Here is a 14,771-nt window from a genome sequence, read left to right as displayed (position 1 = left end):
CAGACCTCAACTCTGGTCAATAAATTGTATGAAAAAAACATGATACAATATATCGTCTTTGGTTACAATTTATTAGAGTTGTTGAAAAATTAATTCTCCATCTACTTCCGTTACATTGAAACGAACATTAAAGCAGTTTTGTTAATTTCCACTATGAATTTTTCAATAACTCTAATATAGAACGCGATGTATTGAGCGACCCACAAAACTCAGCGAATGTCTTTCTTAGGATAGGCATTCAGGAAGCGAGACGCTGAGTTTGAAAGTGCTCTGTTGAGTTCTCCTGCATCGACTGTTTCACGTTAATTCAAGTTATATGAATATAAATGGACGCGGAGTTCCTACAATTTCCGCTTAAATTTCATTTCTTTTTAGAAAGAATTCTAACTTCATAAGGATCTAAAATTTTTAAACCTGCAAGACTTTTCTTTCCGGAATGATTAATAAAGATTTCATAATTTTGTTTTCTTCCCGATCTAAAAATTTTCTCAACATTGGGTCCGTAGAAGATGAATGGAATTTTTGCTTCTTTTAAAATACGTCTATAAAGAAGAACAAAACTTAAGGGTTCTAAAGAAGATCCTACGTAAATGACTTTTCCTTTATGATAATTATTTGCAGTGATTACGGGACTTCCTTTGTAGAATTTTTTTCCATCTGTATAACGAGCCCAAACTTCCGCTGTGGTAGGTTCTAAAATTTCACAAATTTTAGAACAAGTTCCCGGAAAAAAACGAAAACGAAACTTGACCTTTTGATTGCCTACCGATTCAAACTTTCGAATTTTAATCCCAGCCATTTCTGCAAATGGTCCCGGAATTTGAGAATCATACATCCATCCGTTTAAATCTTTGGCTCCAGTTCTAAAACCTAAAACTAAAGTTCCACCTTCTCTTACAAATTCTTCCAAACGTTTAAAAACTGTTTCGTTAACCATTGTATACATTGGAAGTATTATAATTTTATAATCTTTAAAATCGATTTTAGAAGCGGGACGGAAATGAGTGTTAACGTTTAACACGTTCATGCCAGAAAACCAAGTAGCCATTTCAATATCATAACCAACTTGAGACCAAGGAACAGGTGAGAATTTTAATCCGGTGGAAATAGGCTGGTGTTTCCAATTTCTAGCATTTTCTATGTCGTGTACGAGAGCAACCTCAGCCGGAAATAATTCTTCTGTAAAATCCTCCGTGTATTTTTCAATTTCTTGGATTCCTTTTTGAAGTTCGTAATAACGTTCTGTCTTTTTTTTATCGTGATCTAAAATCCCGTAACAAAGTTGTTCTTGACCGAAACGCGCGGTTCTATATCTGAAAAAATAAATCGCATTTGAACCGTGTGCAATAGAATGTTTCATCCAAAGTTTGGTTTGTCCGGGAGCCGGAAGATAACCAAGTAGGTCGTGTCCTTGAAAACCAGAAATTTGTTCCATAACAGTAAACGGAAGATTTTTTAAACCTCGGTTGTATTGTTGCATCGCAGAGATGAACGGATGAGGAAATGGAGCTTCTTGTTCTCCCCAAGTAGGATAATTGTCCCAAGAAATATAATCTAAATAGGTGGCCAACTCTGCCATGTCAATAATCGGTAAAAATGGAGAAGGATAGAGGTTAGTAGTGAGAGGTCTTCCGACTGAAAATTTTCTAAGAATTTGTGCCTGAAGTTTTACGAAATCGATGATTGTATCTGAATGAAATCGATAAAAGTCTTGGATCAAAGAAGGATGAAAATTGCTCGCAACGTGTCGACCAGGAATCGGAATTTCTTCAAAAGAATTAAAAATCATTCCCCAAAAAACATTTCCCCAAGTTTCATTTAAGTTTTGAATCGTTTTATATTTATTTTTTAACCAAATTCGAAAAGCTTTTAGAGATGTTTGAGAATGATCTATATCAGAACCTTCATGCCCGATTTCGTTATCGATTTGCCAACCAATTACCACAGGATGATTTCCAAAATGTTTAGCCATTGCGGTCACAATTTTTATCACCGCCTTTCTATAGTTAGGTGAAGAAAAACAAGCCTGTCTTCTGGTGCCAATTGTCCTTTGAATTCCATCTCTTTCCTGGATTATGTCTGGAAATTTTTTAGCAAGCCAAGGAGGAAAGGTTGCCGTGGGGGTTCCTAAAATCGCGGTCATTTCGTTTTTTTGGATTAAACTTAGAATATGATCAAAAAAAGAAAAATCGTATTTCCCTTCTTTAGGTTCCATCATCGCCCAAGCAAACTCCGCAAGACGAATCGAACTCAAACCCATTTCTTTCATAATAGAGATGTCTTCTTCCCAATCTTTTCGAGTCCATTGTTCCGGATAGTAATCGGCTCCGAATATCATTTCGTTCTCCTTTCTTTCGAAAGAAATTTAATTAAAGGGCGAATCTGAAAACAAAGAAAACCGTTCTTCTGGGTTGTTTAAAATAAAAAATACTGTCTTTTCTAGAAAAGTCTGAGAGGATACAAATGACGCGAATTACAATACGTCTATAACCTCAATTCTCATTTCTCGCCAAAAAGGATTCCATGCACAATCAGGATTCATTGATATACGGAATTTTACCCGATGTTCACTTCCGATATTCAGTCGCCGAAATTTCTTATTCCGTTACAGCGGCTTCCAACTTACACAACTTAGATGATTCAAATACGGAACTTCTTGCAAGAACTATGATCGGCGCTTTTTTTTTGGCCGACCAGATCAAAGAAGATACGAAAGTAAGTTTGCAAATTCAATTTAACGAGGATTCTTCCATACATTCTGTACTTGCTTATAGCGATAGACAAGGAAGAATGAAAGGGGTTCTCAGAGAAAGACCGGAAGAAGACGTAGAACCAGCCAAGGCAATGGAAGATTATTCGGGAGTGATGAAAGTGTTTCGTTGGAAAGACGGGGCTTGTATCTATCAATCTGTAGTTCCCTATCTTAATCAAAGTTTTGAAGAGAATTTTAGAAATTATTTAAATAGTTCAGAACAAATTATCTGTTTTGTGACTTTATACATTCGAAAAAACGGATTTCACTGGGACGTAAGAGGGATTCTTTTACAATCATTACCTGAAGCGAAGGAAGAACACATTCAAAAAATTGCAAGTCTTTCAGAAAAAATAGATAAAAATATAAACGACTTTTTAGGAAAGGATGTTTATAGCTGTCTGAATAAAATCGGTGAATCAACTCGTTCTGCGGTTCAAATTTTAGAAGAAGGTCAACCTGAGTTTCGTTGTGATTGTTCTGAAAATAAAATCAGAGAATTAATTCAAACATTAGGGAAGAAAGAAGCAATGCAGATCGTGGACGAAATCGGAATGATCGAAGTAACTTGCGAATTCTGTACTTCTGTTTATCGTTTTGAAAGAGAAAAGGTAAGCGAATTGTTTTGAGGATGAATTGGAACTCGAATTTAAAAATCTAAAACTAGATGAACTTGACAAACCCGCCGAATTTCTTGCCTTACTGATTCTTTCTTTTTTAAAGGAAGGACTTCATCCTATTTTTTTATTTACGGGCGTTATGGGAGCCGGTAAAACTACGTTTGCTTCTAAACTTGTAAAAAAAATTTTTCCGAATACAAACGTCAATTCCCCCACTTATACTTTAATAAATGAATATTCAATCTCTAAAAAAACGGATCTAAGTTTGAACTTTCAAAATATTTTAGCAAAAAATTTTATACCTAAAGAAAAATTTGGTCAGGAAAAATTTCAAATTTATCACTTTGATCTTCATAGATTAAAATCTCCGGATGAATTGGAAGATTTAGGTTTCGAAGAAATTTGGGGAAAAACGGGGGTTTCTATAATAGAATGGTGGCAGATTGCAAAAGAAGATTTGAATCTTTTGCCTTTAAAAATTGAAGTGGAGTTTAAAACTATTTCTGAATATGAAAGAACTATTATAATCAAAAGTACTGATATAGAGAACTTTGTTTCTTTGAAAAATTTGTGGGAACATTCGATATGAAAAAGATTCTGTTCTTTGACGCAACTAATCAATGGATTTTAGTGGAATCTTTTTGTTTAAATCCGGATAAAGAATTAGAAACAATTGCTTCCTATTCTGGAATTCATCCCAGAGAATCTTCCAAACTTCTCATTCAGGAATTAAAAAGTGTTCTTCAAAAATCGAATTGGAAAACCCCAGATTTAATCATAAGTGCTTTGGGTCCAGGTTCTTTTACCGGACTTAGAATTGCGGTTGCAACCGCTAGAAATTTGTCTCAGCTTTGGAAAATTCCCGCAATCGGATTTGATAGTTTGAACGTTTATACTTCGTTTTATTATCAAGAAGTTGGGGATCCTGTGATTGTAGGAATAGAAGCAAAACAGAAAAAAATTTATTTTGGAATGGAAGATAACAGAGGCTTTTTTGGTTCGATTGATGTTAGACCGGAAGATATTATTAATAAAATTCCAGAAGACCGTTTGCAAACTTTTTTAACATCTCAAAAATATTCGGATCATACGGATTTTTTTTCTGGAAATTCTATATTAGAAAATTTACCTTCCGCATCAGCTTTATTGAATCAAAATATAAATTTGATTCAGGAAGCTCTGGATTTTCCGGATCGATTTCCTTATTGGAAACTTGTACCTAACTACGTGCGCGGAACCTATGTTGATGATAGATCAACGATTTAGAAATTATGAATATAAAGAAAAAACAAACAACAGAAAATAAATCTGTAAAATCTAACAGAAAAAAGAAAACGTTTGATAAATCCAATAAAACTAAAAAAGAAAGAACCGACGGTTTTCGTGAGAATGAAATAGGAAAAAAAATCTTAAAGTATATTCAATCCAGAGCGGGTTCTGTAATTCAATTTAAAGATTTGAACGCGAAAATTCTAAGAGAAGAAAATCAAAACTCTTACGGTAAAAAAAGAGAAAAATGGGAGTTTCAAGAAAAAGAAAGGGAGATATTGGAAACATTAAAAATTCTTGAAACAGAAGGATTAATCGAATTAGAAAAAAAGAATATTATTATCAATTCAAACCAGAAACTTCAAGGAACAATTTCTATTAGTAAAAAAGGAGACGGTTTTGTAAAACTTTCTTCGGGAGTCGAGATTTTCGTTCCAAATCAATATACACAATCTGCCATTCAAGGTGATTTAGTAGAAGTTCGTCCTTACGGAGTTGGTAAAAAGAGAAGGTTAGAAGGAGAAGTCACGGAGATTCTCAGAAGAGGGCGCGATCTTTATAGAATGATCGTCACCGAAAAAGAGCCTAAGTTTATTTTCGGAAAACTTTTGGATATAGACGGAGAGGAAAAGGAAGGTTATCTTCTTCGTAAAACAATTCTTACGGATCTTCAAGAGGAAATTCAATCCGGAGACGTTTTGATAGTTAAATTAAAAGAAGAAACGGAACACGAAAAGAATCTTTATGAGGTCCAGTTTTTACGTTTTGAGTCAGATACCAAAGAAGATTTGGATCTGATGAGAATGTTGATGAAATACAATTATAATATTCTTTATCCTGAAAATATAATATTAGATCTTCCTGAAGAAGTAAACGAAAGCACTGTGGACGATTGGAATGAACGTGTAGATCTTAGGAATCTGAAATGTATTACAATAGACGGAGAGTATTCCAAAGATTTTGACGACGCGATTAGTTTTATAGAGGAAAAAAATCGAATTCGATTTTACGTACATATCGCGGATGTTTCTTATTATGTAAGACCGGGAAACGATTTAGACGAAGAAGCATATAATCGTGCTACTTCTGTATATTTAGGAAGTCGGGTTGTTCCTATGTTACCTCCCGAGTTATCCGAAAGTCTTTGTTCCTTGATTGCCGGAAAAAATCGTTTGGCTTTTACCGTGGAAATGGAAGCTGATTGGAAAGGAAAAATTACTCACGCAAAATATTATAAAAGCATAATAAATGTAAAAGAAAGATATACTTATAACAAAGCCGAGTCCGAAATCTTATCTGGGGATTCTGATAATTGGATCTTTAGAATGAATGAATTTGCCAAAATTCTTCGAACAAAAAGAATCGAAGATGGAAGAGTGGATTTAAATTTGAAAGAAAATAAAGTGGTCACTGATTCCGAACACAACGTGATTGAAATAGCGATTCAAGATAGGCTCCAATCGCATATTCTCATAGAAGAATTTATGCTTTCTGCAAATATTAAAGTTGCTGAATATATTCGTAAGAAAAAACACCCGACTTTATATAGAGTTCATGAAGCCATGAATGAAGAAAAAATAGAATCCTTAAACGCATTTCTTCAATTAAATGCCACTAAAATTTTACTCAAAGATTCTAGTTACGAATCTATTCGTTCGGTTCTAAAAGAATTAGAAGCAAAACCTGCAGAAAGATTGTTTAATATGTTTTTATTGAGAACATTTATGCAAGCTTATTATTCTGGAGAACATTTAGGACATTGGGGTTTGGGATTTGAAGACTACTGTCATTTTACGTCTCCGATTCGAAGATATCCTGATCTGGTTTGCCATAGGGTTTTACAAAATATTCTTTTAGGTAAAAAGCCTATTTATACTCCGGAAGAAATAGTGACTTTCGGTTTGCATTGTTCACATCAGGAACGCAAAGCAAGTGATGCAGAAAGGGATTATTATAAACTTAAGGCATGTCGCTATTTGGAAAAAACTGGAATTAAAGAATTTTCAGCAACGATCACTGGTTGTAGACCACATTTAATTTTTGTAGATCTGGAAAATCCTGCTGTAGATGCTTGTTTATTTTCTTCTGAGTTTACGGATGAAGGTGAAATTCGTTTAGAGACGGACTTTTCATTTTACTCTAAAAAGTATTCTAAAATTTATACTCTTGGAGATAAAATTGAAGTAGAACTGGATCGAATCGACTACGAAGAAATTAAAATCTTTGTAAAAATGAAAAAATTCCAAAAGAAAGTATAGACAAATAAATTCTTTTCTAATATTTCTGCGGAACGGTTTTTCTTAGTTTCGTAAGTCATGCAAAGTATTTTTGAATGTTGATACAAAAACATTTTGAAAGTATTTAAAAAGTTTATAATGGCTTATATTAAAAATCGAAATTACTCGGACCATCCATAATTGGAGGTAAACTTGGAATCGTTTTTGCAGGAACCAATTTCTCGAAATCGTTTTTTAAAACTCGTTCTAAAACTTTCAGCCTTTTTAATGCTTCCTGGGTTAGGTGCTTGTTCTAACGGTTCCATTCCCAAACTGAGAGGACTGAAAGAAACTCAATATCTAGGTTTTAAATCCATAGGTGAAGTTTTTCTAAAAGGAAACCCAATTTTAGATTTTGATCTTGGTATTGCAGCTGACGATTATATATACGGACATCCAACTCCAATTGATACCGAAGATATTATTTTGCTTCTCGGAAGAATTCCTTCTTCCACGTTAGCGGCTTTTATTTTCGATTTTTCTTTACAGTCTATGAGTTCTTTAAACATAGAAGAAAGAGAGAAACGTTTATTATCTTGGAAAACTTCTTCACTTGGTATAAAACGAGGAATTTATTCTATTTTAAGACAGACTTCCTTCTTTCTAGTTTCTAAAGATCAAAGAATTCAAAAATTAGCAGGATACGAGGGGTAATATATGGGCGGCATACCAGCAGCGAATGATAAGATTATCACTCCAAAAAAACATAAGGAAATTATAAAAAAAGAAAGTATTAAAAACGGAATCTGGGAATTGAATTCAGATGTAGTCGTAATTGGTTCAGGCGCAGGTGGTGCAGTTGCGGCTGCAACGCTTGCAAAGAACGGTTGGAACGTGATTTTAATCGAAGAAGGCTCTTATTTTACTCCGGCTCAGTTTAATGGAAATGAATTTATCTCCTCTGCTAGATTATATCGTGATGCCGGTTTTATAGTAACTGAGGAACAGACTCTTAGTATTCTTCAAGGTAGAACAATAGGCGGTTCCACTACTGTCAACTGGCAGACTTCTCTTTATCCTCCGGATTATGTTACGGAAGAATGGGATCGAAGATTCGGATTGAAAGGTTATTCTAGAAAGGATATGGATTTTTATATTTCTTCCGTTCACGAAAGATTGGGAGTTCACCCAGTTCCTCAGAATCTTATCAATGCAAATAATAATATTCTAATGAAAGGCGGAAAATCTTTGGGTCTTGATCCCGAAGTTTTAAATAACAATAATAGAGGATGTATTGGTTTAGGAAGATGTGGATTAGGATGTCCGATTAATGCAAAACAATCCATGTTCTTGACGTATATCCCAGACGCAATCGAATCTGGTGCGATCGTAATCGCAAATATGAAAGCACAGGTAATTCATGATGGACCTACAAAAACGGTAATTGCTGACTTCACCCCTGATCCTTATGAAAAAACACCGGATGTGGTCATTCAAAAACTTAAAATTTCTACAAAAGTAGTAGTAGTTAGTGCGGGTGCAATCGAAGGACCAGCACTTTTGCAAAGGTCAGGTATAGGTAATGATTGGGTAGGAAGAAATCTAAAAGTACATCCTACGAGTACAATTTTTGCCGTTTTCAATGAGAAAATCAATATGTATTCAGGCCCTCCACAATCTGCGGTTATCAAAGATGGGCATAATCAGGATAATACTGGTTATGGTTTTTGGTTGGAAGTGGCACCTTTCCGTCCTACGTTAGTCGCTTCTTTGATTCCTTTTTACGGATCGAAACAATTTGAACAGATCGAAAAATATTCCAATATGAGCGCCGGAATCGTATTGGTTCGAGACGGATCTGATGGAGAAGCAAATGCTTCTGTAAAATGGTCTTTAGGAAGAAGGAAAGTTTATTTTGAGCTTACTTCCGGAGACGGTAAAAATATGCTTCGCGGTTTGAAAATGTTAGCGGAAGTACAGGCTGCAGCTGGAGCCAAAGAACTTATCTTCCCGTTTACAGATATGGAAACTCCTGTTCTTGTGGATCGTAATACTAAATTTGATTGGGTTTTGGAAAAAAAGTTCAATCCTGGAAGTTTAGTGGTGGGTTCTGCGCATCCTCATGGATCGATTCAAGCCGCAAATTCTCCTGAAAAAGGAGCCATAGATTTGAATATGGAGTTGTACGGTCATAAAAATATTTATGTGATGGACGCTTCCGTATATCCGACGGGCCTTTCTGTCAATCCACAAATTACTACAATGAGTTTGGTGCTTAGAGCTTCTCAAACTCTTGCTTTAAAAAAATCTGAAAAGTTGAGTCAATTCTAAAGTAATCAATAACGTATGAAACTCGTTAAAACACGAAGAAAGGATTTTTAGGATATATTTTAGGAAATTTATTATAAACCGATTCAAAAAGAGATCACAAATTCACTTTTAAAAAAGATTTCCTTTCTAATATTTGGTTCTATGGCTTTTCGAATTTTGTTTTTTTCGATTTTTTTGTATTCTTTCTCTGTCTCGTTGTATGCGGATTTGAAAGAAGGTAAAAAGGCTTATGCAAGAAAGGACTTTTCCAAGGCCATGGACGAGTTCCAGAAGTTTAACGATGCTAATCCGACTTCTGGCGAAGCTTGGATGTATATGGGTTATATCTACGAATATAGAAGAGATTATCCAAAATCCATTCAAAGTTTTAAAAAGGCGGTGAGTCTTAGTTTACCTAAAAAAGATCTAATCAATTGTTATCAAAAAATTATTCTCTATTTTAATTATCAAAGGGATTATCACGAAGTAATTTCTTATTCCAATCGACTTTTAAAAATTAGTCCTGATCTATCGCATATTCAAAAAATTAGATCTACGGCGGAAGAAAGGCTTTCTTCAGGTCATCACGTAGTACATCACCATTCTAAAAAACATTCAGAAGAAACGGAAACCGCTGGACCAAGTAACGAAGAAGAATATCTTAAAATTCTAAAAAAGGAACCGAACAACGCATCTGCTCGTTGGAATTTGTCTCTCATTTATGCGAATCATAAAAAATTTCAACAGGCAGAAACTTTACTAGAAGGACTTGTAAAAGACTTTCCTGAGAAACATGATTATCTTTACAAATACGGAGTAATTTTGATTCGATTGGAAAAATATTCAGAAGCTCTTCGTATTTTGGATAAACTCGAAAATAAAATCGGAAACGATAATGCAAAAATGTTATATTATGCAAATTTAAATCAAGCAGTTGCATATCATAAGATGAAACATTATGAAGAAGCGGCTAAATATTATAGAAAATCTTATACAGCTCATAATACGGTTCAACCTTTGATCGGATTAACTAAACTCAAATACGAAGTTAAGGATTGCGAAAACGCAATCAAAACCGCAGAGAAGGCGCTGGAATTTGGTGAAAGAACTCATGAAATTCGGATGTACTTAGCTCTTTGTAAAATTCAAAATAAGGAAGAAACGGAAGGTTATACGATTTTAAAGGAAATCGCTTCTAAGTTGGAAAAGGAAAATCCGGAATTTAAAAATCTTCCAGATGTTTATAACGATGGAATTTTAAAATTAGCCCGTTATTATACAAATCGTGGAGAATATGAAAAGGCTCTTCGTTACTTTCATTCCGTTCAGTCTTCTGAGGAAGAGGAAAGGGAATATCGTTTTTATCTAGGAAAAGCTTATTATTATACTGGAAAGATAGATCAATCGATTTTGCTTTTGGAAAAAGTAAATAATTCTTCGGGGGCTTACTATTTATTAGCAAAATGTTATGCGAATAAAGACAATCTTGAAAAAACCATGGAATACATACGCAAAGCAGCAGAAATAAAACCAGCGATTTGGTCCACTGCAGCAGAAGAAAAAGAGTTTGATCGGTTTAAAGAAAAATCTTCTTTTAAGTCTTTTTTGGAAACTAAAGGTTCTGATAAAGAAACAAATCAAAATAATAATCAAGCTTTAGATAAGACCTAGATTTTATATTAGAGTTGTTGAAAAACTTTCATAGTGGAATTGGCAAAATTGTTTCAATTTTCCATTTCAATTCAAAGAAAACAGATGGAGAATTAATTCTTCAACAATTTTTAGGAATCGTCTTTAAATTCAGATTTCAACTTTTTTCAGAAAAATGAATTTCCTTAACTTGAACTCGTGTAATTTTACACAAAAATTTTGGAGATAAACTTATAAATTTCGTAATTGGATTAAAGATTCTAAATCCACTTGGCCGGGAGCTTTGGGGTTGTTTAAACAACAATAAGTAAAAATAGAACCAAAAGAATCCGGAAATACTCGTGAAACTATTCCTAACGGCCCCATACAAATTCCTGTTAAAAGTATATTCAATTTTCTGAATTCATTTGATACAATTCTAAAGGAGGAAAGAAATTTAGTTAATTCGTGAATAGAGTTTGGGAATACAGCAAATTTATAAATTAAAGGTAGAATCGATTTATATTTTTCTGATTTTAAATAAAAATCTTTATCAATCCAATCTCTAATTTCCTGTTCCGATAAAATTCCATCGAATTTATGAACAGATCGAACCAGACCAAAACCTTTATCTAGGTTCGATTCAAAAAGATCGTTAGGGCGATTTAATTCCAAATCCAGATAATGAACTTTAGGATCAATTTTGGAAATTATTTTATAAAAATCTAATTCTTCTTTTTTTGCAAATGCTACTTGATCGGTGTCTTCCGGTTGTCTGTAAGTGAAAATACATTTCGCGTTCAGTTCTTCGATTTTATCTACTAAGTTTTGTCCGATATTTTTAGGAGAAAATAAGTCGAGGCGAATTTCAATTCGATCACAAAAGGGATGTTTTTTAAGAGAAAAGAATTCGTCTTCGTTAATCGTAAGAACGATTTTAAATTCTCGCTGATTCATAAATCAAAGACCTTTTTGTAAAAGGTCGTGGATGGAAACGATTCCAATCAGTCTTTTGGAATTATCTACAATCGGAGCGACTGAAATTGGATTAGGCCTAGATTCCATTTGTTTTAAAACGTCATAAGCATTTGATCCAGATAGAAACATAGTAGGACTTGGGTTCATCAATTGTTCTGCCGAAATTGAGGAATCCAATTTTCCTTCTTTTAGTTTTTTACGAATATCAAAGTCTGTAATGATTCCTAAAAGTGTTCCGTTTAAATCTGTAACTCCCGTGGCCCCTTGTCTTTTTACTGTAATTTCCGTGAGTATATTTTCTAACTTTGTATCCGGTAATACCTTGGCTAAATCTTTATCTTTCCTCATTACATCATCTATTTTCAAACTCAAACGTTTTCCAAGTCTGCCCGCTGGATGATAAAGCGCAAAATTTTCTCTTTTAAAATTTTTCAATTCCATCAAACACATAGCAATGGCGTCTCCTAAAATCAAAGCAATCGTGGTACTAGATGTAGGAGCTAGCTCAAGAGGACAGGCTTCTTTTAAAACTGGCGTGATCAAAACAACGTCTGATTCTTTTGCAAGTTTAGAATCTACGTTAGCCGTCATCGAAACTAATTTTGCACCTATATTTTTAATTGTTGGAATTAGATTTAGTAATTCCTCACTTTCACCTGATTTGCCGATGGCTATGATAATGTCTTCACACGAAATGATTCCGGCGTCTCCGTGGGCTGCGTCTGCGGGATGTAAAAAAACAGAAGGTGTTCCTGTGGAAGATAAAGTAGAAGAAATTTTTTTTCCTACGTCTCCTGATTTGCCTACGCCAGTAACGATTAATTTTCCTTTGCATTCTAAAATCAATTCGATTGCTTGTTTAATAGATGGATCTAAATTTTTTCTAAAGTAAAGAATGGATTCTATTTCGGTATCGATTGCTTTTTCTATCTTTTCAAAAATTGGATCCAAGAGTTTCCTCCAATTTTAACGTTTTTATATCCAGAGTTACCGATGTCACCAAATTCATTCCGGGGAATTTAACGACGATTTGTTCTTCATTTTTTCTTTGTATAATTTCGGCTTTAAATCCGGCGAATGGCCCTTCTTGAATGAGAACCTTTTTACCCGGCAAAAGTTTTTCTTGGATTTCAACTTGGATTTTATCTGGATACGTTTCTAAAAAAGTTCGTACTAAATCAAGATCTTCTTCCGGGATGATGTATGGTTTACCTAAGTAAAATACAAAATGATGTGCTCCAGGTAACTGTAAAATTCTAACTCGATCTTTAAAGAATGAAATTTTTACAAAGATATAAGAAGGATACATCGGTTCTTCGATAACCTTCCAACGATCGGACCATTTTTTCTTTTTAGAAATGAGAGGAAGAAAACATTCGATCTTCCTTTCTTGGAATAATCGTTTTAATTTTTTCTCGGACCTAGGATTGGTATAAAGAACATACCATTCGTTAACGTCAGAATTCTCTATCATATATTTTAAAGGAAACCGGAATGATCAGGTTTGTTCCCTCTTTAAGATCGAATTTCCAAGTTCTTAAGGCCCTATTAAATTCGACTTCAAAGATCGAATATTTACAGGGTTGGAGGGTTCTTAAAATTTCCCCTTTTCCGTCAGACTTTATTCTTACTTCCCAAGAACAATCCGATTCCAGTCTTTGATCCAGAGCGCCTTGTGGAAAGTGAATTTCGTTTTTAAATTTTTCAATTTCCTTTCTTAAAGTTCCTTCGTTACTCAAATTTTCAGACATAAAAGACTTTGAATTTTTATTTGAACCATCTTGTAAAAAGCTGAGGGTTACTGTTGGAGTAGTTCCTTTTTTAAGATGAATTTTTAAATTTTCTATCTTTGAAAATTTTAGAAAAGTTATAGAATAAAAAAGAAATAATAAAGTGTGAATTAAACCCGAAATCAAAAACGAAAGTTTAACGCTCATAAACCCATCCTTTTTCTGTCGATTGGTACGGCAAGATTCCTAGGGAAGTTTTATTTAGATTTTCATATAGAATGACTGGGAATCTCTATAAAATAGATTTACTGTGATGAATATAAAACATGTGGTTTTATACAAAAGTTGGAATTTGTTTTAAAACTTTATATTTTTAAAAACGGTTCTTTCATAAAATTTAAAGCGACTAAAATCGTTACAGAATTATATAACAGAGTACCAATATTTTGTGTTCAAACAAGTTTTATAATAAAAATCGTGGTAATTTATGTATAACTCTAAAGTAGAAAAATTCTTATATTCTATTTGTTTTTGAAATGATCGTTTAATCTACGAAAAAGTAAAGTGCTACTAATTTTATAATGATTATATAAAGAGATTGTCCCAAAACCTCAAAAAATTTTATGCAATCATTCTTTAGAAATTTTTAATAAAATATAGTAGTTCCTACAAATTAAGTCGCATTTAGAAATTTGTGAGCTTTCGAGCGATCTAAACTCATTCAACTTTCGTAGTAAGTAGTTCTCACATTGGACGGTTTTTGGGATAAACTCAAAATAGATTTCTATAAGTTATATAATAGAATTGCTGAAAAATTCCATAACTGCATTTAACAAAGCTGCTTCAATTGACCATTTCATGAAATAGAAACAAGATGGAGAATTAATTTTTTAACAACTCTAATAAAGTACCTAGCGTTTTACGTTGAAATAAGGTTCGTAATAAAAATTTACGGTACTCAATTTTATAGGAATTAGTAATATCACTTAAAGTTTAAATTCTAGATCTAAACGGAAACATTAAGATTTTATAAAATATGTCCTTAAGTGATGGAATGAATTTTTGAGATAAAATTTAACCAGAGACAAAAATTTGTCTTAAAAACTTAAATGCAATAAAAACGATAAATTTTTGAGGTGATTTCTAATAAAATTATATTCAATTTTTATTGATCGTTTTCTATATATTTTCGATTTGACGAGACGGTCATCTTATATTTTTTTCTTTTGAAACATTATTTGAATTTCTTGTTTTAAATACTCGAGGT

The 14,771-nt window shown here is 33.4% G+C and carries 12 protein-coding genes; 7 read left to right on the top strand and 5 right to left on the bottom strand.

Annotated elements, in window-relative coordinates:
* Positions 1-361 precede the first annotated feature (361 nt).
* Positions 362-2,338, bottom strand: coding sequence for a beta-galactosidase (locus tag BW942_RS10275; RefSeq protein ID WP_000575933.1), 1,977 nt, complete (start codon positions 2,336-2,338; stop codon positions 362-364).
* 185 nt (positions 2,339-2,523) lie between these two features.
* Here BW942_RS10275 and BW942_RS10270 point away from each other — a divergent pair, with 185 nt between their 5' ends.
* From BW942_RS10270 to BW942_RS10235, 7 genes are all read left to right on the top strand, one after another.
* Complete coding sequence (locus BW942_RS10270) at positions 2,524-3,381, top strand: Hsp33 family molecular chaperone HslO (protein WP_000551848.1); 858 nt, start codon at positions 2,524-2,526, stop codon at positions 3,379-3,381.
* A 7-nt stretch (positions 3,382-3,388) separates the two neighbouring features.
* Entirely contained in the window at positions 3,389-3,961 is a 573-nt protein-coding gene (gene tsaE / locus BW942_RS10265; RefSeq protein WP_000418142.1) for a tRNA (adenosine(37)-N6)-threonylcarbamoyltransferase complex ATPase subunit type 1 TsaE, read from the top strand.
* Positions 3,958-4,638: a tRNA (adenosine(37)-N6)-threonylcarbamoyltransferase complex dimerization subunit type 1 TsaB gene (tsaB, locus tag BW942_RS10260; RefSeq protein ID WP_000721734.1), complete on the top strand. Its 681-nt coding sequence runs from the start codon at positions 3,958-3,960 to the stop codon at positions 4,636-4,638. The genes tsaE and tsaB overlap by 4 nt, the downstream gene beginning before the upstream one ends.
* A 5-nt stretch (positions 4,639-4,643) precedes the next feature.
* Positions 4,644-6,899, top strand: a complete 2,256-nt coding sequence (locus tag BW942_RS10255) for a ribonuclease R family protein (protein ID WP_001022135.1) — start codon at positions 4,644-4,646, stop codon at positions 6,897-6,899.
* 171 nt (positions 6,900-7,070) lie between these two features.
* Positions 7,071-7,571, top strand: coding sequence for a hypothetical protein (locus BW942_RS10245; protein WP_002145360.1), 501 nt, complete (start codon positions 7,071-7,073; stop codon positions 7,569-7,571).
* 3 nt (positions 7,572-7,574) lie between these two features.
* Complete coding sequence (locus BW942_RS10240) at positions 7,575-9,188, top strand: GMC family oxidoreductase N-terminal domain-containing protein (protein ID WP_000508949.1); 1,614 nt, start codon at positions 7,575-7,577, stop codon at positions 9,186-9,188.
* A gap of 141 nt (positions 9,189-9,329) precedes the next feature.
* Positions 9,330-10,838, top strand: a complete 1,509-nt coding sequence (locus BW942_RS10235) for a tetratricopeptide repeat protein (RefSeq protein ID WP_000885546.1) — start codon at positions 9,330-9,332, stop codon at positions 10,836-10,838.
* A gap of 210 nt (positions 10,839-11,048) precedes the next feature.
* On the opposite strand, the gene BW942_RS10230 is transcribed toward BW942_RS10235, so the two are convergent.
* The 4 genes from BW942_RS10230 to BW942_RS10215 are packed head-to-tail and all read right to left on the bottom strand — an operon-like array spanning position 11,049 to position 13,711.
* Positions 11,049-11,753 (bottom strand): type I 3-dehydroquinate dehydratase, encoded by a 705-nt coding sequence (locus tag BW942_RS10230; protein WP_001076098.1) that lies wholly within the window; start codon positions 11,751-11,753, stop codon positions 11,049-11,051.
* A 3-nt stretch (positions 11,754-11,756) separates the two neighbouring features.
* On the bottom strand, positions 11,757-12,725 hold the full coding sequence (locus tag BW942_RS10225) for a KpsF/GutQ family sugar-phosphate isomerase (RefSeq protein ID WP_000371240.1): 969 nt from the start codon (positions 12,723-12,725) through the stop codon (positions 11,757-11,759).
* Entirely contained in the window at positions 12,709-13,248 is a 540-nt protein-coding gene (locus tag BW942_RS10220) for a UpxY family transcription antiterminator (protein ID WP_000572205.1), read from the bottom strand. Before BW942_RS10220 ends, BW942_RS10225 begins: the two co-directional genes overlap by 17 nt.
* The gene (locus BW942_RS10215) at positions 13,232-13,711 is read right to left on the bottom strand and encodes an LIC_10042 family TonB-like protein (protein ID WP_000114031.1); all 480 of its coding nucleotides are present in this window, start codon (positions 13,709-13,711) and stop codon (positions 13,232-13,234) included. The genes BW942_RS10220 and BW942_RS10215 overlap by 17 nt, the downstream gene beginning before the upstream one ends.
* Positions 13,712-14,771 lie beyond the last annotated feature (1,060 nt).

The sequence above is a fragment of the Leptospira interrogans genome (assembly GCF_900156205.1).
GTDB lineage: Bacteria > Spirochaetota > Leptospiria > Leptospirales > Leptospiraceae > Leptospira > Leptospira interrogans.
Note: the sequence above shows the minus strand (reverse complement) of the source record. Positions and strands in the feature narration are given on the sequence as shown.

Excerpts from the sequence above, each read along its gene's own strand:
- BW942_RS10240 (WP_000508949.1), top strand. The coding sequence starts at position 7,575 with ATGGGCGGCATACCAGCAGCGAATGATAAGATTATCACTCCAAAAAAA.
- BW942_RS10270 (WP_000551848.1), top strand. The coding sequence starts at position 2,524 with ATGCACAATCAGGATTCATTGATATACGGAATTTTACCCGATGTTCAC.
- BW942_RS10235 (WP_000885546.1), top strand. The coding sequence starts at position 9,330 with ATGGCTTTTCGAATTTTGTTTTTTTCGATTTTTTTGTATTCTTTCTCT.
- BW942_RS10255 (WP_001022135.1), top strand. The coding sequence starts at position 4,644 with ATGAATATAAAGAAAAAACAAACAACAGAAAATAAATCTGTAAAATCT.
- BW942_RS10215 (WP_000114031.1), bottom strand. The coding sequence starts at position 13,711 with ATGAGCGTTAAACTTTCGTTTTTGATTTCGGGTTTAATTCACACTTTA.
- BW942_RS10220 (WP_000572205.1), bottom strand. The coding sequence starts at position 13,248 with ATGATAGAGAATTCTGACGTTAACGAATGGTATGTTCTTTATACCAAT.
- BW942_RS10275 (WP_000575933.1), bottom strand. The coding sequence starts at position 2,338 with ATGATATTCGGAGCCGATTACTATCCGGAACAATGGACTCGAAAAGAT.
- BW942_RS10230 (WP_001076098.1), bottom strand. The coding sequence starts at position 11,753 with ATGAATCAGCGAGAATTTAAAATCGTTCTTACGATTAACGAAGACGAA.
- tsaB (WP_000721734.1), top strand. The coding sequence starts at position 3,958 with ATGAAAAAGATTCTGTTCTTTGACGCAACTAATCAATGGATTTTAGTG.